Here is a 21,264-nt window from a genome sequence, read left to right on the forward strand (position 1 = left end):
ATCGGATGAGCAGGCCCAACGGCCACCTCAGCCTCCCAACCACCATGATCCGACGCCTCTCTGGTGCCGTTGCGACAGAGGCTGCCCCCCTAGCTCCAGGTCATGGCAGGTTGTTCGAGGTGCCCTTTAGCCGCCGGGATTGGGGAGTCGGGATTGGGGATTCGAAGGTGTTCGCGAGCGCACAGTGCCGTAGGAGTGGCTTCAGCCGCGACGCGTTACCGGTCAGGCGTCGCGGCTGAAGCCGCTCCTACGAAGAGCGATCGGCAGCACACGCTCGCGGTATTGCCACCAATCCCGAATCCCCACTCCCGAATCCCCAAGAAAAAAGCCGGCGTCAGCCGGCTTTTTTCGCGAGGAGAGGAACTTATTCCGATTCCCACCACATCCAGAAGCTGTCCCACAGACGCTTGAAGAAGCCGGCCTCGTCGACCGCCTTCAGCGCCACCAGCGGGGCCTGCGCCACCACCTTGCCGTCCAGGGTCACCTTGACCATGCCGATCGCCTGGCCCTGCTTGATCGGCGCCTCGAGGGTCTTGGGCACTTCGATCGAAGGCTTCAGTTCGTTGTAGCGGCCGCGCGGCACGCTGACCAGCAGCGGCTGCGCCACGCCCAGCAACACCTGCTTCTCGGTGCCCTTCCACACGCGCTGCTGCGCGACCTGCTTGCCCGGCTCGTACAGGCTGTGGGTCTCGAAGAAGCGGAAGCCCCAGTTCAGCAGCGCCAGGCTGTCCTCGGCGCGCTGCTTCTCGGAGCTGTCGCCCATCACCACCGCGATCAGGCGCTGGTCGCCGCGCTTGGCCGAGCTGAGCAGGCAGTAGCCGGCCTCGGAGGTGTGGCCGGTCTTGATGCCGTCCACGCTGGGGTCACGCCACAGCAGCAGGTTGCGGTTCGGCTGGGTGATGTCGCCGACGCGGAATTCCTTGATCTTGTTGTACGCGTAGGTTTCCGGATAGTCGCGCACCATCGCCCGGCCCAGCAGCGCCAGATCGTAGGCGGTGGTGTAGTGGCCTTCGGCCGACAGGCCATGGGCGTTGACGAAGTGCGAGCCGGTCATGCCGATCTTCTTCGCGTACTCGTTCATCAGCGACGCGAAAGCTTCCTCGCTGCCGGCGGTATGTTCGGCCAGCGCGATCGCCGCGTCGTTGCCGGACTGGATCGCCATGCCCTTTTCCATGTCTTCCAGGCGCGCGGTCTTGTTGACCGGGAACCCGCTGTAGCTGCCGTCGGTGCCGGCACCGCCCTCGCGCCACGCACGCTCGCTGAGCATGACCTGGTCGTCGCGGGTGATCTTGCCCAGCTTCAGTTCGGCTGCGATCACGTACGAGGTCATCACCTTGGTGATGCTGGCCGGGGCCACGCGTTCGTGTTCGTTCTCGCCGGCCAGCACCTGCCCGGTGGCGTAGTCCATCAGCACCCAGGACTTGGACACGGCCGGCTTGGGCGCGGGCGGGATCGCCACGGTGGCCGGAGCGGCGGCCGCGGCGGCAGGCGGCGCGGGAACCGGGCCGGGCGTCTGCGCGGAAACCAGGCCGACGGCGAACGTGGCCACGGCAGCGACGGCGAAGCGGAATTTCATCTAAAACGACTCCTGGCGGGCCCGAAGGCCGATGGAAAACGCGACATTGTAGGCCGAGCCGGCGCCCGGGCAGGCGCGGCGCGGACACGCGCGCCAACCGGCGTTAAGCCATCGGCGCACCGCGGCCCCCCGGTGGCGGGTGCGCCGCCTCAGTCCTTGACGATCTGCGGCCGACCGAAGCCGAGGCCGGCGATGCGGCTGGCCAGTTCCGCGGCGCGGCCATGATCCTCGGCCGCCACCCGCAGCCGCCACAGGGTGCGGCCACCGGAAACGATGTCGCTGATGCTGGCGCCGACGATGCCGGCCGAGGCCAACTGCGACAGCGCGCGGTTGGCGTTCTCGCGACTGGCGAAGCTGGCCACCTGCAGCAGGATGCCGAGCGGCCCGCGCGCGCTGTCGGCGTCGGCCCGCGGCTCGGCGGGGGCGACCGCTCTGGCGGGAGTCGCCGGCGTCGGCGTGGTCACGGCAACGCTCGGCGCAGCCGCCGCAGGCGCGGCAGTGGACGTCGCGGTCGCGGTGCCGCGGGATCCGCGCACCGGGGTGCTCGCCGCGGCCACGCTGGGCGCGGGCGTGGTCGGCTTGCCGGTGGCCACGCGCACGCCGCGCGATTTCATCCAGGCGTCGAAACGATCGGCATCGCCGACCCGGCCCGGCGCGTCCTGCACGCGATAGCGCCAGCGCTCGCCTTCCGGCAGCGCCGCGGCCGTCGCGGTCGCCGCAGCGGCGGTCGGCGCGGCAACCGCAGCCACAGGAACCGCGCGCGCCGGCACGGTCGCGGCAGCGGCCACGGTGCCCCCGGCCGATCCACTCGATTTCGCCGGCAGGGTCTTCACCAGGTCGTCCATCTGCGCGGCGCGCCGCACCGCGGCGGGATCGCGCGTGGTGGCGTCGCTGCGCGCGCTGGCCAGCAGCGTCGCGGGCTGGCGGCCGGTACGGCGACGCGCCAGCAGATCACCGTTGTCGGCCGGGGTCAGTCCGCGCACTTCCACGCGGCCGGTGCCCTTGCCGGTGATGCCGAGCTTGACCGCCGCCGCGTAGCTCAGGTCGATCAGCCGGTCGTCGTGGAACGGGCCGCGGTCGTTGATCCGCACCACCACCGATTCTCCGTTGTCCAGGTTGGTGACCAGGGCGAAGCTGGGCAGCGGCAGGGTCTTGTGCGCGGCGGTGAACGCGTACATGTCGTAGACCTCGCGGTTGGAGGTCAGCCGACCATGGAACTTGCCGCCGTAGTAGGAGGCGGTGCCGCGCTCGACATAGCTGTGCGGATCGTCGATGACCACGTACTCGCGGCCCAGCACCGTGTACGGCGAGCGGTTGCCGATCGCCGAACGCGGTTCGTCGGTGACCAGCGGCTCGGGGATGCAGGCGACATTGGGCACGTAGTCCGGGGTGGTGTCGCGCACGCCGGGCGCGTAGAGGCCGCCGGCGGTGTAGTTGCCGCGCTTGGACGGGTCTTCCTTGGCCGGCGCGTAGGGCGAGGTCGACGGGCAGCCGGTGGCGACATGCGCCGGCCCCTTGCCCTCGACCCGGATGCCGGGTCCGGCGCCGCCGGCGGTCTTCTTCGGGGCGCTGCTGCACGCGGCCAGCGCCAGCACAGCGACGACGGGAGCGATCCGGAGCAGCGCGTTCGGGTTCATGCCGGGGGTAACTCCTTGCCGGCGATGGCCTGGGACAGTTGGTAGACGGCCATCGCGTACATTTTGGAATTGTTGTAGCGGGTGATCGCGTAGTAGTTCTGGAAGCCCAGCCAGTACTGCTTGCCGGTGCTGCCGTCGAGGGTGATCGGCGTGGCGTTGCCGGCGGACGCCGGCACCGGCGCGGTCGGCGTGTAGCCGCGCGCGGCCAGGTCGGCCAGGGTGTAGGTCGGCGTCCAGTCGGTCGGATTGAATTCCTCCGCCCCCGGGCGCAGCGTCGCCGGCACCGCGACCACGCCGTCGCGCACCCAGCCGCCCTTCTTGACGAAGTAGTTGGCGATGGACGAGAACGCGTCGTCGTAGTCGGTGAATAGATTGCGCTTGCCGTCGCCGTCGCCATCGACCGCGAACTGGCGGTAGCTGGACGGCATGAACTGGCCCAGCCCCATCGCGCCGGCATAGCTGCCGGTCAGGCTGGTGATGTCCAGGTTCTCCTCGCGCGCCAGCGCGAACAGCTGGCCGAGCTCATCGCGGAAGAACAACTCGCGGCGCACCTCGCGCTCGAGCTTGGCCGGATCGCCGCTACGCGGATAGCGGAACGCCAGCGTGTACAGCGCGTCCAGCACGCGATAGGAGCCGGCGTTCTTGCCGTAGCTGGTCTCCACGCCAATGATCGCGACGATGACGTCGGCCGGCACACCGGTGCGCGCCTGCACCCGCTGCAGTTCGTCGCGATGCGTGGCCAGGAACGCGCGGCCGCCGTCGATCCGCGCCTGGCTGATGAACATCGGCCGGTATTCGCTCCACGGCTTGACCCGCTCGGCCGGGCGCGACATCGCCGCGACGATCGCATCCTTGAACTGGGCCTGCGCCAGGGTCGCCTCGATCTGTGCCGGATCGATGCCGTACTTGGCCGCGGTGTCGCGGACGAAGTTGGCGCGAGCGACCTCGAACGGGACCGGGGTCAGGTCCACCGGCGGCGCCTGTACCGCCTCGGGTGCAGCTTCGACCGGTGGTGCCGGGCGTGGGGCCGGCGGCGGCGCACTGGCCTGCGGCGGCGACGGCGGCGCCTTGGGCTGGGTCGCGCATGCGACCAGGCCAAGCGTGAGCAGGCAAATCAGCGAGCGTCGGATCATGCCGGCAGACTAACAGATTCAAGATGAATTTCTACCAATAACGCCATGAAACAAAAGAACTTTGCTATAGGTCAAGTGCACCTGCAGCATTCGCTCTCCTGGGCTCCCTGCAGGTGACGGGGAGCTCCCCGCTGCCTGAGCGCCAAACACCGCCCCGGATTGCCCCGCGGTGGTGGGAGGTTCTTGGCGTGATGGCTTTCGGAACGAGCGAACGGCAAGCGGCGGAACGGAATCGGCGCGCAGGCGACATCGGCATGCCCCCCCAACGCGCACTCGCCCTGGCGGCGCCTCACGCAAGGCAGTCCCGACCGCGGACGTTTCGAGCGCGTCGGCGCGGGCCGCACAGCGGGCTACAGCGCCGGAAACACCGGCGCATGGACGCAGGCCGGGACCGAGCCTGCGAGCGTGGTCGCATAGGTGGAGGCCGCGCTGCTGTCCTCGCTCACCTGCAGGTTGGAATGATCCACGCCGATGCGCGCATGGCTGGCATGCAGGGCGGTGACGTCGGCAGCCACGTGCGCCAGCACCAGGTCCAGCGGCGTCGCGGCGCTGTCGCCCTGCACCGTGCTGCCCTTGCCGGCGGGCGTATCCTGCGCGCGCAGTCCGTCGACCACGATCCCGGCAAAGGTCGGCACGCTGCCGTTGCGGCCGCCACCGTGGTCGTGGCCGTACCGCGGCGTGATCACCAGCGGCTTGGCCACGCCGAACAGGCAGGTGTTGCGGTAGAGCACGTCGCGCACCGGGCCACCCTTGGCAGGACCGGTCTTGATGCGCAGGCCGTTGTTGTCGGTGGCGACGATGCCGTCGGCGTCGTGGCCGACCAGACTGTTGCCGTCCACCAGCACGTTGTCGACGCCGTACATCACCTCGCTGCCGATGGAGATGCCGTGGGTGCCGTAGAAGCGCGAGTCGCGCACGGTGATGGCGGCCGAGTGCGCGGCGCTGGTCTTGATCGCGACGCCGTCGTCGCCGGCCATCACGTCGTTGTCGGCCAGGGTCGCATTGCGCACGCTGTCCAGATCCAGGCCGTCGGTGTTGGGACTATTGGCCGGCGCCCTGACCCGCACGCCCCACACGGTGACGCCATCGCCGCCGTGCACGAACAGGTGGAAGTACGGCGCATCGATCAGGTTGACGTGGTAGAGCTGCAGATCGGCGACGTCCTGCGCGCGGATCAGGTCGGGCGCGTTCTGGGTCAGCCCGGCGGCCTTGGCGCTGCGCGCGAACTGCCACCAGCTGTCGCTGCCGCCGAGCATCGGCAGGTCGCCGCGGCCGTCGATGCTGCCCTGGTGGCCGGCGGTGTCGCGCACACCCATCACCCCCAGGCCGCGCCCCTGCAGGGCGATCAGCGCGCGGCAGCTGCCACTGCGATCCGCGGCCTGGCCGCAGGCGCTGCGGCCAGATACCTGGTAGTCGGCCGGCTGGCGCGAGGCGTACAGAGTCACGGCGCTGTCGATGACCAGCGTGGTGTTGCTGCGGATCGTCAACGGCCCGCTGAGGAAGGCGTTGCCGCTGCCGGCGCGCAGCAGCACCGCGCCGTGCGCGCCGTTGGCGCAGCGGTCGAGCGCGGCCTGGAGGCGCGCGGTGTCCGGCGCGCTGCGCTCCTGCGCGTCGGCGAAGCGGCGCTGCTGCGCCTGCAGGGTGGCATCCAGGGTCATGCATACCGGCGGCAGGTGCGGTTCGACGACGTGGCGGGAATCGCCGGTCGCCGCCGCGCTGGCGAACGCAGCGGCGGCGAGCAGGCCGCCGAGCAGCAGCGCCGCGCGTGCACATGAGGTCATTGCCGAAGTGCGCCCTGCGGTGGCTGCGGCGTGACCGAAGGCGATGCCGCGGCTGGTGCGTGGTGCGGCGGCGTCCGCAGTTCGGCGATGGGCTGTGCGCCGGAGGACAGTTGCTGCCAGCGGGTGTCCACGATCGTCGCCAGGCCGGCGGGGTGTTCGTCGAAATGGTGCCCACCGTGCAACACCACGACCTCCGCACCACGCCCGCGCAATTGCGGGCAGAGCGTATCTTTTTCCTTGTCGCCGTACACGCACAGCAATTGCCCCGCGGGAATCCGCGCCAGTTCCGGCTGCACCGGCAACGCATCGTCGTCATCGCCGAGGTTGAGCCAGCCGCGCACGCGGATCTGGAAATCGGCCTTGTGCTCCAGGCCCAGCAACGCCACCAAGCCGACCTGCTCGCGCTGCGCCGGCGGCAGCCGGTTGACCATGAACGGCAGCGTGGTGGCGCCGAAGGAATAGCCGACCAGCAGGATCTTCTGCGGACGCCAGCGTTGCTGGTAGTAGGCGATGACCCGACTCAGGTCGGCGCTGGCCCGCGCCGGCGGCTTGGCCCGCCAGAAGTAGCGCAGGCTGTCCCAGCCGACCACGGCGATGCCGCGCCGCTGCAGCGCTTCGGCCATGCCCTTGTCGATGTCGCGCCAGCCGCCGTCGCCGGACAGCACGATGGCCAGCGGTGCACCCGGCGTGGCCGATGGCAGTTCGGTCAGCGGCAGATCGTCCAGCGCGCCGCCACGGCCGCGCGCATGCAGGTGCGCGGCGACCCGCGCGGCCAGCGCGGCATCCACGCCGCCATCGGCCGGCGCCGCCACGGTGTCGACGAAGCCCTGTGCCGCGGTGGCCGCGGCGGTGCCGGCACAGACCTCGGTGGGTGCCGGGGCCACGCCGATGGCGCCGCCCAGGGTCGCGGAGGGCGCCGCGCCGACGATGCGCGCGGCCAGGGTCGCGGCGGTGCCGGTGCCGGCCAGGACCGGCAGGTAGTAGCTGTCACCGTGCAATTGCCGCTGCAGCCGCCGGCTCAACCGTTCGGCGTCGTGCCAGGCCTTGTCGCAACCATGTCCGCCACGGCGCAGATGCTTCAGATAGCGCTGGCCGTCGACCACCGCGACCAGCGCGCCGCTGGCGGCGATGCGCTGCGCAGCGGCCTGCCGCTGTGCCGGGCTGCCGCTGGCCAGCAGGATCACCAGGCCCTGCGGCGCCCCCTGCGGATGCACCAGGGTCGTGCGGCCGTAGCCGCGGGCGTGCAGTGCCCCCGGCGGAAAGTAATAGTGCAGCAGTGCGTAGCCGCTCAGGCCCAGCACCACGCTCGTCAACAGCAACACACGCAGGAATTTCATCGACACGCATCCATCTCGGCCAAGGCCGAGCATCGGGACAACCACGGGATCGGCGAGGGAGCGGCGGACGACGCGGACGCACGGGCCAGGGCCCGGATCGGCGGATGCGCTGCGTGGGGTGCCTCGGCGGTGTGGGCGGGGGATGGAGCGCGGGGTCGCACCTGCCTGCCCGGAAGTTCCTGCACGCGTGTGGGCCGGGGGGAGCGGCGCGCGTCACGTGGCATCGGCGCAGATTGTGGCACGCGTGACACGCGCCGCAATCCTGCGACCATCGCCCTGCAAGGGCGCGGTTAAGCCAGCGTGCGGCGGCCGCCCTGCGGCTCGCTCAGTAGCCGTGCACCGGACGGTGCGCCTTCACCGCCATCACCAGGCCCAGCCCGGCCAGCAGCGACACCGCCGAGGTGCCGCCGTAGCTCATCAGCGGCATCGGCACGCCGACCACCGGCAGCAGCCCGGAGATCATGCCGCCGTTGACCAGCACGTAGACGAAGAACGCCAGGCCGGTGGCGCCGGCCAGCAGCCGCGAGAAGGTGTCGCGCGCCTGCGAGGCGATCCACAGGCAGCGCCCGATCACGATCAGGTACAGGGTCAGCACCGTGGCCACGCCGATCCAGCCGAACTCCTCGCTGAGCACGGAGAAGGCGAAGTCGGTGGTCTGCTCGGGGATGAAGTTCAGGTGCGACTGCGAACCCAGGCCCCAGCCCTTGCCGTGCAGGCCGCCGGAACCGATCGCGATCTTGGACTGGATGATGTTCCAGCCGGCGCCGAGCGCGTCGTTCTCCGGGTTGAGGAACATCATGATGCGGTCCTTCTGGTACGGCCGCAGCAGCCACAGCCAGGCCACCGGCGCGGCCGCGGCGACGCCGCCGACCGCGATGCCCACCCACCACCACGGCAGGCCGGCCAGCAGCAGCACGAAGCCGCCGCTGGCGGCGATCAGCACGCCGGTGCCGAAGTCCGGCTGCAGCATGATCAAGGCGGTGGGAATGCCGATGATCACCGCGCTGACCAGCACCGTGGGGATGCGCGGCGGCAGCGGCATGCGGTGCAGGTACCAGGCCACCATCATCGGCATGCTGATCTTCAGCAGTTCGGCCGGCTGCAGGTAGAACACCTTCAGGTCCAGCCACTGCCGCCCGTACTTGCCGGTGCCCAGCACGAACACCGCCAGCAGCGGCAGCATCGACAGCGCGTAGATCAGCGGCGTCCAGGCGCGCAGGCGCAGCGCCGACACCCGCGACAGGCTCCACATCGCCGCCGCGCCGATGGCGAAGCGCGCGCCCTGCGCCATCACCAGGTGCATGCCGCCGGCGCTCTTGAGCACCGCCAGCCCCATCGCCATCAGCGCGCCCAGGGCCAGGCACAGCGGCCAGTCCAGGGTGCGGGTGAAGCGGCCGCCGATGTCGACCAGCCAGCGCAGGAAATCCTTCATCGCTCGTCCGGAATCTCGTCGGGAATCGCCGGCGTCGCCGCCTGCAGCGGCACCGCCGCGGCGTCCACCTCGGCCTGGCCGATCAGCACCGGGCGTTCGCCGGCGGCCAGTGCGACCGCATCGGCGGCAGCGCGCGAACCCGGGTCCTCGGCGTAATACAGGTGGCTGCCGAACGCCGTGGCGCCACGCAGGCTGTCCAGCGGCTCGACGCCGGGCGGCAACCGGCCGAGCAGCCAGGCATCGAAGATCTTGCGCGCGATCGGCGCGGCGGTGCTGGCGCCGTAGCCGCCGCCTTCCACCGCGATCGCCAGAGCGATGGTCGGCCGCTCGGCCGGCGCAAAGCCTTCGAACAGCGAACGATGGCGCAAGTGCATCGGCAGGCTGCGCGGATCGACCGCGGCCAGCCCCTTGCGGCTGACCACCTGCGCGGTACCGGTCTTGCCGGCCATCTGGTACGGCGCGCCGACGGTGATGGCATAGCCGCTGCCGCCCGGGCGCATGGTGTCCATCATGCCTTCGCGCACCGCCTGCAGATTGCTGGGGTTGTCGCTGATCGGCTTGCTCGGCCCCGGCTGTACCGGTGCCCATGGCTGGTCGAAGGCCTGGCGCGTGGCCATCACCAGGTGCGGCGTGCGCAGTTGCCCATCGGCGAGGCCGGCGACCCCGCGCACCAGTTGCAGCGGCGTCACCTTCCAGTCGCCCTGGCCGATGGCGATGTTGACGGTGTCGCCGGGGTACCAGGCTTCCTTGCGGCTCTTGGCCTTGTACGCCGGCGACGGCACGATGCCGCCGGTCTCGCCGACCAGGTCGATGCCGGTGGGCACGCCGAAGCCGTAGCGGCTCATGTACTGGTCGACCTTGCTGATGCCCATGTCGATGGCCAGCTTGTAGTAGTAGGTGTTCACCGACTGCGCGATCGACTTGCGCAGGTCGGTCCAGCCGTGGCCGCCGCGATGCGAGTCGCCCCAGCCGCGGCTGACCCCGGGCAGGTAGAACATGCCGGTGGAGAGGATCTTGTCCTCCGGGCGTCGGGTGCCGCTGTCCAGGCCGGCCAGGCCCATGAACGGCTTGATGGTGGAGCCGGGCGCCACGCCGCCCAGCACCAGGCGATTGAACTGCGGCCGCGACGGGTCGCTGTTGAGCGCCTGGAAATCGGCGTGGGAGATGCCGTTGACGAACAGGTTGGGGTCGTAGGACGGCAGGCTGACCATGGCCAGGATCTCGCCGGTGCGCGGATCGATGGCGATCGCCGAGCCCTGGTAGTCGCCGAAGGCGGCGACCATGGCACGCTGCAGGTCGGCGTCGATGGACAGGCGCAGGTCGGCGCCGGACTGCGCCGGCACCCGGCCGACGGTACGGATCGCGCGGCCCTGCACGTTGGTCTCGACCTGCTCGTAGCCGACCTTGCCGCGCAGTTCTTCCTCGTAATAGCGCTCCAGCCCGGACTTGCCGATGTGGGTCAGCGCGGCGTTGCCCTCGCCCAGCGTCTCCAGGTCCTTCTCGTCGATGCGGCCGACGTAGCCGATGATGTGCGCGAACAGGTCGCCGTAGGGATAGTGCCGGGTCAGGTAGGGTTCCAGCTCCACGCCGGGGAAGCGCCAGCGGTCCACCGCGAAGCGCGCCCGCTCCTCCTCGCTGACGCGCAGCTTCAGGGTGATCGGACGGAAGCTGCGGCTGGCCTTGCGCGCAGCCTGGAAGCGTTCGATGTCTTCCGGCGACAGTGCGATGACCTTGCCCAGTTCGGCCAGCAGCGCGTCCATGTCGGCGACCTTGTCCGGGGTCACGTCGAGCCGGAACGCGGGCACGTTCTCGGCCAGCAGGCGGCCGTTGCGGTCGTAGATCATGCCGCGCCCGGGCACCACCGGCCGCGGCTTGATGCGGTTGGCATCGGAGCGGGTGGCGTAGACGTCGTGGTCCAGCACCTGCAGCTTGAAGTACCAGCCGCCCAAGCCGAGCAACGCCAGCAGCACGCCGAGAAAGCCCAGCGCCGCGCGGCGCCGGAACTGCTCGGCCTCGGCGTGCGGGTTCTTCTGCGCGCGGCGCGGGTGCAGGGCCATGCTACTTGCTCCGCCGGCCCAGCCGCAGCGCGTCCAGCAGCACGAACAGCGGCGGCCACAGCGCCATGCCCAGCAGCGGCGCCCACCAGTAGTTCCACGGCAGCGTCGGCTCGCCGACGGCCAGGTGCACCGCCGCGGCGACGATGCGGTCGTTCACCAGCAGGCCGCCGATCGCCAGCGCCTGCTGCGACATCGGGAAGAAGCGGATGCGTGCGCGGAAGCGCTGCAGGATGAAGCTCAGGATCACCAGGCGCAGCGCCTGCTCGCCCAGCACCCCGCCGTACAGCAGATCGGCGAGCACCCCGACCGCGAAGGCGAAGCCCAGCCCGACCTTGTCCGGGGTCTCGATCACCCAGTACGCCACCACCAGCGCCAGCCAGTACGGCCGCAACGGCTGCACCGCCAGCGGCAACGGCATCAACCCCAGCAACAACGCCACGATCACGCTGACCGGGAGCACCCAGCCTTTGCTGCGCAGGCGGCTCATTGGCCCGTCTCCTTTGGAGCCGGGCGGGAATCGGGATTCGGGAATCGGGAATCGGATGTCGCGCGTGCCGGCTTGGTCGGCGACGGGGTGGCCGCGGTGCCGGACGGGTGCGCGCTCGGCGACGATGGGACGGCTGCTCCGGTTGCGTGGGCTGGGGCCGCGCCCTGCGCTGGCTTGGCGTCACCGCTCTGTGCTGCTCCAGCCACAGGCGAGGCCCCTTCCGCTGCCGCGGACGCGGGCTTCGCCAATTCCCGATTCCCGATTCCCCATTCCCGGCTCTTCAGCAACAGCACGTCCCTGCCCCGGTCCAGCTTCGCCGCCGGCTTCAGTTCGCCGACCAGGAAGGCGTGGGTGTCGTCCGGGCGCAGGGCGGAGATGGTGCCGACCGGGAAGCCGGCCGGGAAGCGGCCGCCCAGGCCGGAGGTGACGATCTCGTCGCCCACCTCGACGCCGGCGCTGAGCGGGATGTCGCGCAGTTCCAGGCTGCCGCCGCGGCCGTAGACGATCAGGCGCACGCCATTGCGCGCCACCGTCACCGGCACCGCATGGTCGGGGTCGGTCAGCAGCAGCACGGTGGAGTGCAGCGGGGTCACCGCGATCACCTGGCCCATCAGGCCGCCGGCGTCGATCACCGCCTGGCCCACGTGCACGCCGTCGCGGCCGCCGGCATCGAGCACCAGCCGCTGCCGGGTCGGGTCCAGGTCGATGTCCAGGATCGGCGCCAGCTGCACGTCCAGGCCGCGGCGCTCGGCCACGCCCAGCAGTTCGCGCAGCTGCGCGTTGTCCAGCGCCGCGGTCTGCAGCCGGGTCAGGCGCGCCTTGGCGATCAGCAGTTCGTTGCGCAACGCACGATTTTCCTTGACCAGCTGCGCGTGGCTGGCCGCGTTCTCCTGCACCTGCGATCCCAGCCGCCCCGGCAGGCCGGCCAGCGCCCAGATCGGCTGCACCAGCACCGTGGCCTGGCTGCGCAGGCGGGCCAGCCAGTCGGCCTGCGCGTCGAGCACGATCAGCACCAGCGCCAGCGCCAGGTAGGCCAGCAGGCGCGGCGTGCTGGCGGATTCGCCGGGGCGGGCGGTGACGGGAGGACCGGCGTAAGGAGGCACGGGCTAAAGCCGGGATTGGGGAATCGGGAATGGGGAATCGGGAAGCAACAGCGCGTCCCCGGCGCGATCGGGCCGGAGTGCGTGCAAGGTGGCGGCTGCGGCGCCGGCAATGTCGGTGCGGAGGGGCCGTTCGATTCCCCATTCCCCACTCCCCATTCCCGGCTTCACGATCACTCCGGCGCGAAGAACTCGTTGCCGTGCATGTCCACCAGTTCCAGCGCACGGCCGCCGCCGCGGGCCACGCAGGTCAGCGGATCGTCGGCGACCTGCACGTGCAGGCCGGTTTCCTCGGAGATCAGCCGGTCCAGGTCGCGCAGCAGCGCGCCGCCGCCGGTCAGCACGATGCCGCGCTCGGCGACGTCGGCGCACAGTTCCGGCGGGGTTTGCTCCAGCGCCAGCTTGACCGCCGAGACGATGCCCGACAGCGGCTCGTGCAGCGCTTCCAGCACTTCGTTGGAGTTGATCTTGATCATCTTCGGCACGCCCTCGGCGAGGTTGCGGCCGGAGATCTCCATCTCCTGCACCACCGCCTGCGGGTAGGCGCAGCCGATCTCCAGCTTGATCCGCTCGGCGGTGGCCTCGCCGATCAGCATGCCGTGGTTGCGGCGCACGTAGTTGGTGATCGACTCGTCGAAGCGGTCGCCGCCGATGCGCACCGACTGCGAATAGACGATGCCGTTCAGCGAAATGACCGCGACCTCGGTGGTGCCGCCGCCGATGTCGATGACCATCGAGCCGCGCGCCTCGGTCACCGGCATGCCGGCGCCGATCGCCGCGGCCATCGGCTCCTCGATCAGGTACACGTCGCGGGCGCCGGCCTCCTCGGCCGATTCCTTGATCGCGCGGCGCTCCACCTGGGTGGAGCCGGCCGGCACGCACACCAGCACGCGCGGGCTGGGACGCAGGAAGCGCGACTTGTGCACCTTCTTGATGAAGTGCTTCAGCATCGCCTCGGTGTAGGTGAAGTCGGCGATGACGCCGTCCTTCATCGGGCGGATGGTGGTGATGTGGCCCGGCGTACGGCCGAGCATCTGCTTGGCCTCGGCGCCGACCGCGGCCACCGAGCGGGTGCCGCCGATCGCGCGGTCCTGGCGCACCGCCACCACCGACGGTTCGTTCAGCACGATGCCCTGGCCACGCACGTAGATGAGGGTGTTGGCCGTGCCCAGATCGATGGACAGGTCGTTGGAGAACATGCCGCGGAGTTTCTTGAACATCGGGGGATTGGGTCCTGGGGCGCGCGCCGTCGCCAGAATGGCGAAAAAATGGGCAGAAAACGAAGTCCGCTAGCCTAGCAATCCGCCTGGGTGCGGGCAAGGAAAATTCTCGCTAAAACCACGCGTTGCGTGCTATCGGCGAGATCGCGATGGATCGTGGTTCTGGCCCTGCCGGGCCGCAGCCGTTACCCTTTGCGCCGCGGCGACCCCGCCCCTCGCCCGCCTGAATGCGGGCTCATTCCTCCGCCAAGGCCTGCCCGATGTCTGCACTGATCTGTGGTTCTCTCGCTTACGACACCATCATGGTGTTCCCGGACCAGTTCAAGAACCACATCCTGCCGGACAAGGTGCACATCCTGAACGTGTCGTTCCTGGTGCCGCGGATGCGCCGCGAGTTCGGCGGCTGCGCCGGCAACATCGCCTACAACCTGCACCTGCTGGGCGGCGATCCGATCCCGATGGGCACCGTGGGCCAGGACTTCGGCCCCTACCGCGAGCATTTCCAGGCGCTGGGCATCGACCTGTCGCGGGTCAAGGTGATCGAGGAACTGTTCACCCCACAGGCGTTCATCACCACCGACCACGACAACAACCAGATCACCGCCTTCCACCCCGGCGCGATGATGCGCAGCTACGAGAACCACGTGAAGGACGTGCCGGGCGTGACCCTGGGCCTGGTCGGCCCGGACGGGCGCGAGGGCATGATCCAGAACGCCGAGGAGTTCAGCGCCGGCGGCGTGCCGTTCATCTTCGACCCGGGCCAGGCGATGCCGCTGTTCAACGGCCCGGAGCTGCGCCAGTTCATCGAGCAGGCCGACTACGTGGTGGTCAACGACTACGAGTCCAACCTGCTGCAGGAGCGCACCGGCTGGGACGAGAAGGACATCGTCTCGCGCGTGCAGGCCTACATCACCACCCAGGGCCCGAAGGGCGCGCTGGTGCACACCCCGGAAAAGACCTTCGACATCCCGCCGGCGCACGAGCGCCGCGTGGTCGACCCCACCGGCTGCGGCGACGCCTTCCGCGCCGGCCTGATCTTCGGCATCCAGCGCGGCTGCGACTGGCTGACCATCGGGCGCATGGGCAACCTGATGGGCGCCCTGAAGGTCGAGCACCCCGGCACCCAGAACCAGCGCTTCGACTTCGACGAATTCAACGACCAGTTCAAGCAGCAGTTCGGCTATGCCTTGTAGGGCGGGGATTGGGGAGTCGGGATTGGGGATTCGTAAAAGCTGGCCCCTGGCGCCTTGAGTCCACGAAGAACCGCGCGATCGCGCGGTTTTTTCGTTTGGCCTGAGCGGAAAAGAAGCCGCCCCAGCCAAGCCGCTTTTGCCAATCCCCAATCCCGACTCCCCACTCCCTGCTTTTGTTGCACTGCGGGTTGAGCGCCGGTCCGGTTTGTGCGTCACTTGCTCCAGGGGCCCCCTGGGGGGACGAGAGCGCGCCCATGTCCGAGTCGACTGTCGCCAGCCTCGCGCAAGCCAAGGTCGTCGCACCATCCGCTGCCGAGGCCGACTGCGCGCCGCTGGCGCGCATGCGCCAGTTTCGCCAGCTCGAGACCTTGCCGCCTGTGCTGGCGCGTTCGTGGCGGCGCTGTCTCGACGACTACGGCCTGGATCCGGATATCCATCCCTCGCCGATGGTCCACGACAACGGCGAGTTGCGCGAGCGCCAGCAGCGGCTGGAGGTGCTGCTGCGCATCGCCAAGGTGGAGATGGAGAATCTCTACGAGCAGATCGCCGGCGGCAGCTACGCGGTCGTGTTCGCCGACACCGAGGCGACCGTGCTGCACAGCGTGCAGGATCCGGCCCTGCTGCGCGCGTTTCGCGAAACCGGGCTGTTCTGCGGCGCCAGCTGGGCCGAACGCTACCAGGGCACCAACGGCATCGGAACCTGCGCAGTGGAGGGCAGCGCGCTGAGCGTGCACCGTGGCGAACACTATCTGGAGCGGCATCTGCCGCTGTCGTGCAGCGGTGCACCGATCCTGGATCCGCAGGGCCATCTGCTGGCGGTGCTGGACGCGTCCACGCCCGACGCGCGCGACACCAAGCTGGTGCAATGCCATACCGGCGCCCTGGTACGCATGTCGGCGGCGCAGATCGCCCGCGCCTATTTCCTGGAACAGTACCGACATGCGTGGATCCTGCGCTTTCACAGCCGTCCGGAGTTCGCCGGACTGCTGCACGAGGCGTTGATCGCGGTGGGCGGCGACGGCCGGGTGCTTGCGGTCAACGAAGCGACGCTGGAACAGCTGGGCAAGTCCGACCGCTCCCCGCTGGTCGGGCGCGACATCGCCCAGGTGATGCAACTGGATTTCGATACGCTGGAACAGCGCGCGCGCAACGATGCCAGCACGCTGTGGTCGATCCGCTGCGCCTGCCACGGCCGCCGCTTCTTCGCCCTGGCGCAGCCGCCACGCGCACGCAGCACTGCCGGCCGTACGCGCGCCGCCGGCGAGGATGCCCACGCAACCCGCGCCAACGACCATGTCGGCTCAGATCCGCGCATGCTGCACAACCTGGACAATGCGCTGAAGCTGGCCAAGCACCGCGTGTCGATCCTGCTGTGCGGCGCCACCGGCACCGGCAAAGAAGAATTCGCCAAGGCGGTGCACCGCAGCGCACCCTGGGCCGAACGGCCATTCGTGGCGGTGAACTGCGCAGCGATTCCCGAAGCGCTGATCGAGAGCGAACTGTTCGGCTATGCGCGCGGCGCCTTCACCGATGCCGCGCGCGAAGGACGCCACGGCAAGCTGCTGCAGGCCAGCGGCGGCACCCTGTTCCTGGACGAAATCGGCGACATGCCGCTGCCGTTGCAGACGCGCCTGCTACGCGTGCTGGAGGAACAGAGCGTGACCCCGCTGGGCAGCGACCGCGCGATGCCGCTGGAACTGCACGTGATCAGCGCCAGCCACCGCGATCTGGCGCAGATGGTCGGCAGCGGCGGCTTTCGCGAGGACCTGTACTACCGGCTCAACGGCGTGGTGCTGCACTTGCCGCCGCTGCGCGAGCGCAGCGACAAGGCCGAACTGATCCGCACGCTGTTGCGCGAGGAGAGCGGCGAACAGCCGGTGCGCATCAGCGAGGACGCCCTGCACAAGCTGCTCAGCTATGCCTGGCCCGGCAACCTGCGGCAGTTGCGCAACGTGCTGCGCACCGCCGCGGTGCTGTGCGCCGACGGCGTCATCCGCATCCCCAACCTGCCGCAGGAGATCGTCGATGCCGACAGCGGGCCATGCCTGCTCGGCGACGATGCGCACGCCGCCGATGGCGTGCCCGGCCGTGTCGCCCTGGACAGCGCAGAGCGCAGCGTGCTGCAGCAACAGCTCGAGCGCCACCGCTGGAACGTCAGCCGCACCGCCGACGCGCTGGGCATCAGCCGAAATACCCTGTATCGCAAGCTGCGCAAGCATGGCTTGGCGACGGCTTGAGTTGATGCGGTATCGCGATCTAAGGGATTTGCTGCATGTCGCAAGTGAAGTCTCGCCTATCGCAACTTGCTATTCGGTAGCGGCCTGAGTGCTGCCGGGTATTCGCATCCCAACCGCTGAGGCGGCTGGAGGATGTCTGGCTTCGATGTCGCGACTGAAGTCGCTCCCACAACAGCCAGTGTCTCGATGAGACCGCACAATCCGAAAGGACCTCGATCTGGATTGCCATCGGAGCCAGAGATTTTCCGACTTCGATGTCGCGGATGAAGCCGCTCCTACGACAACAGCTCGCGGGTCGGTGGGACCGCAGACTGTGGGAGGGACTTCAGTCCCGACTGCGGTCGAAACCAGATCCGCTGCGGCTTCGATGTCGCGGCTGAAGCCGCTCCTACAGGAAACGCGGCGCCGGTGACCAGGCGCGAGCCTAGGTAGGAGCGGCTTCAGCCGCGACAGTCGTCTGCGCCGCCTGGCGTCCAGTCGTGTGGAAACGAGGATGGCATGCGCCGATCGGTGCCACCACACACACCGCAAACCGCCCGCTAGAAACGCCAGCGCAAGCCGACCTGATACTGCCGCGGGGCGCCAGGCGCGACGAAGCGCGAAGGACCGTCTTCGACCGCGGCGTCCTGCGGGCGCGCCAGGGTGCCGCCCGGAAACAGGTCCTCGGCGATCGCTGCATACGTCTCGTAGCGACGATCGAACACGTTGTTGATCCGCAGGTACAACGACACCCCCTCGGCGAGTTCCCAGGTACCGTGCAGATCGAGCAAGGCATAGCCGCCGGTGGACAGGTCGTGGCGCGCCGGTGCCTCGCCTTCCTCGGGATCCTCGACCAGGCCGTCCTCGTTGCCGCTGGCCACGCGCCGCGACACCGCACGCAGGTCGGCGCCCAGCGACAATTGCGCCAGCGCCTGCCAGTCCACACCCAGCTTCAGCGTGTTGCGCGGCAGGCCGGCGATGCGCGTGCCCGGCCGCAGGGTCACCGTGCGCTCGCCCGAGAGCAGTTCGCCGGCGCTGCGGTAGGTGGCGTCCAGGTAGCTGTAGCCGGCGAACCAGCGCAGCGCGCCATGGCTGCCGCGGTAGCTGAGGTCGGCGCCCTGGTAGCGGGTGCGGTCGACGTTGTCGAAATAGCCCTGCTGGGAATTGGGCGCGCGCAGGAACAGGATGTCGTTGCGGTTGTCGGCGCGATACAGCGAAGCGTTCAGCGCCTGCGCCGGCGACGGGTTCCAACGCAGGCCGACTTCGTAGGTGCGCGAGACGATCTGCTCCAGGCGCGGATCGGCCTGCAACCCGGTCGGTAAGCGGCACGGCTGCTCCGGGTCGGCGCAACCGAGTTCGATCGCGGTCGGCGCGCGGCTGTTCTGCGAGGCCGACGCGAACGCGGTGACGCCGTCGCCCAGGCGCTGGGTGATGCCCAGCGACGGATTGGCCTTGGCGAACACGAAGCGCTCGCGCGGCAGCACGCCGTCGTCGGCGGTGGCCAGGGTATTGGCGACGGCGACGCGGTTCCAGCGCAGCGCGCCGCTGAGGTGGGTGGCCTCGCTCAGTTCCCAGGTATCGGCGGCGAACAGCCCCAGGGTGCTGCTGCGGCCGTCGACGCCGGAGAAGAATGCGCGGTCCTCGTCCGGATCGGCGACCACCGAGCGGTCGTCCTGCACGAACGCCTCCTGTTCGTACTGGCGGTAGCGCACGCGGTTGCGGTCGTAGGTGGCGCCGATGCTCAACGCGTGCGCGCCGGTTTGGCGGCTGAGGTTCAGCGCCACGCCCTCGGCATGCTGGCGCATCTGCGTGGTGTTGAGCACGCCGCTGTGCAGGGCGTCGGCATCGGCGCGCGAGACCGTGCAGCCGGCATCCAGCGGCGTGCCGTCGGCGGCGTAGCCGTCGGCGCAGTCGTCGACGAATGCCTCGTAGTCGTCGTTGATGTCGCCGTTGACGGTGTCGCGGCGACCCTGCCGGTAGTACGCCAGCAGGTGCAATGCGGTGCGCTCGTCGAAGCGGTGGTCGAACTGCCCGGTCAGCAGGGTATTGCGGTTGCGGGTCAGGTCCGGCGAGGTGTAGACCGCGGCGCGGTCGTCTTCGTACAACCCAGGTTCGGTGCCCTCGTCGGTGTAGCGATGGCTCGGCAGCAGGCCATTGCCGACCAGGCGGCTGCGCCCGTGCAGCAGCGACACGTCCCAGTCGGTGCGCTCGCCCTGCCGCCCAACCTTGCCGAACACGGTGCCCAGGCGGCCGGCGGAGGCATCGCGCCAGCCGTTCTCGTCGAATCCGGTGACCGCGACGAAGGCGTGCAGGCCGTCGGCACCAGCGTAGCCGTAGGACGCATCCAGGCGCTTGCGCGCACCGCTGCCCACCGACAGGTCGGCGCGCAGGCCCGGCGCGGTCAGGCCGGACTGGGTGGTGAAGGCCAGCGCACCGCCCAGCGTGTTGGGACCGAACAGCGGATTGGAACCCGGCATCAGCGCGACGCTGCGGATCGCCGCCTCCGGCATCATGTCCCAGCTGACGATGTCGGCGAACGGCTCGTTCATGCGCACACCGTCCAGGTATACCGACACGCCCTGCGAAGCGCCGGGCAGCGCCGAGGCGCGGAAACCGCGGAAGGTCAGATCGGTCTGGAACGGACTGCCCTGCACCTCGTTGGTGTCCACGCCATTCATTTCGCGCAGCAGGAAGTCGGTGAGGTTGCCGGCCTGGCTGCGCGCGATGTCGTCGGCGTTGGCGGTCTGCACTGTGTATGGCAGCAGATCGGCGTCGATCAGCGTGCCGGGAATGGGCGTGGCGGTGACCTCGACCCGATCCAGCGCGGTGATCTGCGCGTCGTCGGCGTTGACCGTGGTCTGCGCGCGCGCCGGTGCGGCGAGCAGGCCGATGGCGGTGGTGACGGCCAACGCCAGCAGATTTGCCGACGGGATGCGTCCGTGGATGCGGGTCATGCCAACTCCTTGCGTGTCAGTAAAGGACGATCGATTTGATGCCGCGGCCCGCACGCATCGTCTCGAAGCCGCGATTGATGTGGTCCAGCGGCAGGGTTTCGCTGATCAGTTCGTCGATGCGGATCTCCCCTGCCAGGTAGCGCTCGGCATAGGCCGGCAGCTCGCTGCGGCCCTTGACCCCGCCGAACGCGCTGCCGCGCCAGGCGCGGCCGGTGACGAGTTGCAGCGGCCGCGTGCTGATCTCCTGCGCGCTCGGTGCCACGCCGAGGATGATGCTTTCGCCCCAGCCCTTGTGGCAGCACTCCAGCGCTGCGCGCATCGCCCGCACGTCGCCGACGCAGGCGAAGCTGTGATCGGCGCCGCCGTCGGTGAGGTCGACGATGACCTGCTGCACCGGCGCGCCGAAATCCTTCGGGTCCAGGCAATCGGTGGCGCCCAGCGCGCGCGCCAGCGGGAACTTGTCGCGGTTGATGTCGACCACGATGATGCGTTCGGCGCGCGCCATCACCGCGCCCTGCACCACCGACAGGCCGATGCCGCCCAGCCCGAACACCGCCACGCTCTCGCCCGGACGCACCCGCGCGGTGTTGAGCACCGCGCCGATGCCGGTGGTGACCGTGCAACCGAGCAGGCAGGCCTTGTCCAGCGGCGCGGACGGGTGGATCCTGGCCACCGCGATTTCCGGCAGCACGGTGTATTCGGCGAAGGTGCTGGTGCCCATGTAGTGCAGCAGCGGGCGTCCGTGCAGCGAGAAGCGGCTGCTGCCGTCGGGCATCAGCCCGCGCTCCTGGCTGCTGCGGATCGCCTGGCACAGGTTGGTGCGATTGGAACGGCAGTACTTGCACACGCCGCACTCGGGCATGTACAGCGGGATCACGTGATCGCCCGGGCGCACGCTGGTCACGCCGACGCCGACCTCCTCGACCACGCCGGCACCTTCCTGGCCCAGGATCACCGGAAACGCCGCCTCGGCGTCGATGCCGGACAGGGCGATCTCGTCGCTGTGGCAGATGCCGCTGGCGACCATGCGCACCAGCACTTCGCCGGCCTTGGGCGGCTGCAGATCCACCTCCTCGATGGCCAGCGGCTGGTTCGCCGCCCAAGCGACCGCGGCTCGCGTCTTCATTCCGGCTCTCCCCGC

At 69.7% G+C, this 21,264-nt stretch carries 14 protein-coding genes; 2 read left to right on the forward strand and 12 right to left on the reverse strand.

Annotated features, from left to right (window positions below; all coding sequences use genetic code 11):
* Positions 1 to 364 precede the first annotated feature (364 nt).
* The 10 genes from ACP93_RS12585 to ACP93_RS12630 form a co-directional block, all read right to left on the reverse strand.
* On the reverse strand, positions 365 to 1,576 hold the full coding sequence (locus ACP93_RS12585; RefSeq protein WP_048491032.1) for a D-alanyl-D-alanine carboxypeptidase family protein: 1,212 nt from the start codon (positions 1,574 to 1,576) through the stop codon (positions 365 to 367).
* Between the two features lie 149 nt (positions 1,577 to 1,725).
* Positions 1,726 to 3,213 carry a septal ring lytic transglycosylase RlpA family protein gene (locus ACP93_RS12590; protein WP_048491033.1) on the reverse strand — a complete coding sequence of 496 codons (1,488 nt, stop codon included), beginning with the start codon at positions 3,211 to 3,213 and terminating at the stop codon, positions 1,726 to 1,728.
* A complete protein-coding gene (gene mltB / locus ACP93_RS12595) occupies positions 3,210 to 4,346 on the reverse strand; it encodes a lytic murein transglycosylase B (protein ID WP_048491034.1) in 1,137 nt (378 codons plus the stop codon). Before mltB ends, ACP93_RS12590 begins: the two co-directional genes overlap by 4 nt.
* A 350-nt stretch (positions 4,347 to 4,696) precedes the next feature.
* Complete coding sequence (locus ACP93_RS12600; RefSeq protein WP_048491035.1) at positions 4,697 to 6,127, reverse strand: glycoside hydrolase family 28 protein; 1,431 nt, start codon at positions 6,125 to 6,127, stop codon at positions 4,697 to 4,699.
* The gene (locus ACP93_RS12605; protein WP_082143454.1) at positions 6,124 to 7,464 is read right to left on the reverse strand and encodes a virulence factor family protein; all 1,341 of its coding nucleotides are present in this window, start codon (positions 7,462 to 7,464) and stop codon (positions 6,124 to 6,126) included. The genes ACP93_RS12600 and ACP93_RS12605 overlap by 4 nt, the downstream gene beginning before the upstream one ends.
* A gap of 325 nt (positions 7,465 to 7,789) precedes the next feature.
* Positions 7,790 to 8,896 (reverse strand): rod shape-determining protein RodA, encoded by a 1,107-nt coding sequence (rodA, locus tag ACP93_RS12610; RefSeq protein WP_010343696.1) that lies wholly within the window; start codon positions 8,894 to 8,896, stop codon positions 7,790 to 7,792.
* Positions 8,893 to 10,953 (reverse strand): penicillin-binding protein 2, encoded by a 2,061-nt coding sequence (mrdA, locus tag ACP93_RS12615; protein ID WP_048491036.1) that lies wholly within the window; start codon positions 10,951 to 10,953, stop codon positions 8,893 to 8,895. Before mrdA ends, rodA begins: the two co-directional genes overlap by 4 nt.
* Position 10,954: 1 nt before the next feature.
* Entirely contained in the window at positions 10,955 to 11,440 is a 486-nt protein-coding gene (mreD, locus tag ACP93_RS12620) for a rod shape-determining protein MreD (protein WP_048491037.1), read from the reverse strand.
* Entirely contained in the window at positions 11,437 to 12,543 is a 1,107-nt protein-coding gene (gene mreC / locus ACP93_RS12625) for a rod shape-determining protein MreC (protein ID WP_048491038.1), read from the reverse strand. The genes mreD and mreC overlap by 4 nt, the downstream gene beginning before the upstream one ends.
* 170 nt (positions 12,544 to 12,713) lie before the next feature.
* Positions 12,714 to 13,760 (reverse strand): rod shape-determining protein, encoded by a 1,047-nt coding sequence (locus ACP93_RS12630; protein WP_010343692.1) that lies wholly within the window; start codon positions 13,758 to 13,760, stop codon positions 12,714 to 12,716.
* Between the two features lie 260 nt (positions 13,761 to 14,020).
* Between ACP93_RS12630 and ACP93_RS12635 the strand changes: the two genes are divergently transcribed.
* Positions 14,021 to 14,953 (forward strand): carbohydrate kinase family protein, encoded by a 933-nt coding sequence (locus tag ACP93_RS12635; protein ID WP_048491039.1) that lies wholly within the window; start codon positions 14,021 to 14,023, stop codon positions 14,951 to 14,953.
* Positions 14,954 to 15,207: 254 nt separating this feature from the next.
* Positions 15,208 to 17,190 carry a sigma-54-dependent Fis family transcriptional regulator gene (locus tag ACP93_RS12640; RefSeq protein ID WP_048491040.1) on the forward strand — a complete coding sequence of 661 codons (1,983 nt, stop codon included), beginning with the start codon at positions 15,208 to 15,210 and terminating at the stop codon, positions 17,188 to 17,190.
* A gap of 539 nt (positions 17,191 to 17,729) precedes the next feature.
* Here ACP93_RS12640 and ACP93_RS12645 read toward each other — a convergent pair.
* Both ACP93_RS12645 and ACP93_RS12650 read right to left on the reverse strand, forming a co-directional pair.
* Entirely contained in the window at positions 17,730 to 20,123 is a 2,394-nt protein-coding gene (locus tag ACP93_RS12645) for a TonB-dependent receptor (protein WP_048491041.1), read from the reverse strand.
* 16 nt (positions 20,124 to 20,139) lie between these two features.
* A complete protein-coding gene (locus ACP93_RS12650) occupies positions 20,140 to 21,249 on the reverse strand; it encodes an S-(hydroxymethyl)glutathione dehydrogenase/class III alcohol dehydrogenase (protein WP_048491042.1) in 1,110 nt (369 codons plus the stop codon).
* Between the last annotated feature and the right edge of the window lie 15 nt (positions 21,250 to 21,264).

Source organism: Xanthomonas sp. NCPPB 1128 (assembly GCF_001043115.1).
Classification (GTDB): Bacteria; Pseudomonadota; Gammaproteobacteria; order Xanthomonadales; family Xanthomonadaceae; genus Xanthomonas_A.

Coding starts and splice junctions, on each gene's coding strand:
- ACP93_RS12585 (WP_048491032.1), bottom strand. CDS start 1,576: ATGAAATTCCGCTTCGCCGTCGCTGCCGTGGCCACGTTCGCCGTCGGC.
- ACP93_RS12590 (WP_048491033.1), bottom strand. CDS start 3,213: ATGAACCCGAACGCGCTGCTCCGGATCGCTCCCGTCGTCGCTGTGCTG.
- mltB (WP_048491034.1), bottom strand. CDS start 4,346: ATGATCCGACGCTCGCTGATTTGCCTGCTCACGCTTGGCCTGGTCGCA.
- ACP93_RS12600 (WP_048491035.1), bottom strand. CDS start 6,127: ATGACCTCATGTGCACGCGCGGCGCTGCTGCTCGGCGGCCTGCTCGCC.
- ACP93_RS12605 (WP_082143454.1), bottom strand. CDS start 7,464: ATGAAATTCCTGCGTGTGTTGCTGTTGACGAGCGTGGTGCTGGGCCTG.
- rodA (WP_010343696.1), bottom strand. CDS start 8,896: ATGAAGGATTTCCTGCGCTGGCTGGTCGACATCGGCGGCCGCTTCACC.
- mrdA (WP_048491036.1), bottom strand. CDS start 10,953: ATGGCCCTGCACCCGCGCCGCGCGCAGAAGAACCCGCACGCCGAGGCC.
- mreD (WP_048491037.1), bottom strand. CDS start 11,440: ATGAGCCGCCTGCGCAGCAAAGGCTGGGTGCTCCCGGTCAGCGTGATC.
- ACP93_RS12630 (WP_010343692.1), bottom strand. CDS start 13,760: ATGTTCAAGAAACTCCGCGGCATGTTCTCCAACGACCTGTCCATCGAT.
- ACP93_RS12635 (WP_048491039.1), top strand. CDS start 14,021: ATGTCTGCACTGATCTGTGGTTCTCTCGCTTACGACACCATCATGGTG.
- ACP93_RS12640 (WP_048491040.1), top strand. CDS start 15,208: ATGTCCGAGTCGACTGTCGCCAGCCTCGCGCAAGCCAAGGTCGTCGCA.
- ACP93_RS12645 (WP_048491041.1), bottom strand. CDS start 20,123: ATGACCCGCATCCACGGACGCATCCCGTCGGCAAATCTGCTGGCGTTG.
- ACP93_RS12650 (WP_048491042.1), bottom strand. CDS start 21,249: ATGAAGACGCGAGCCGCGGTCGCTTGGGCGGCGAACCAGCCGCTGGCC.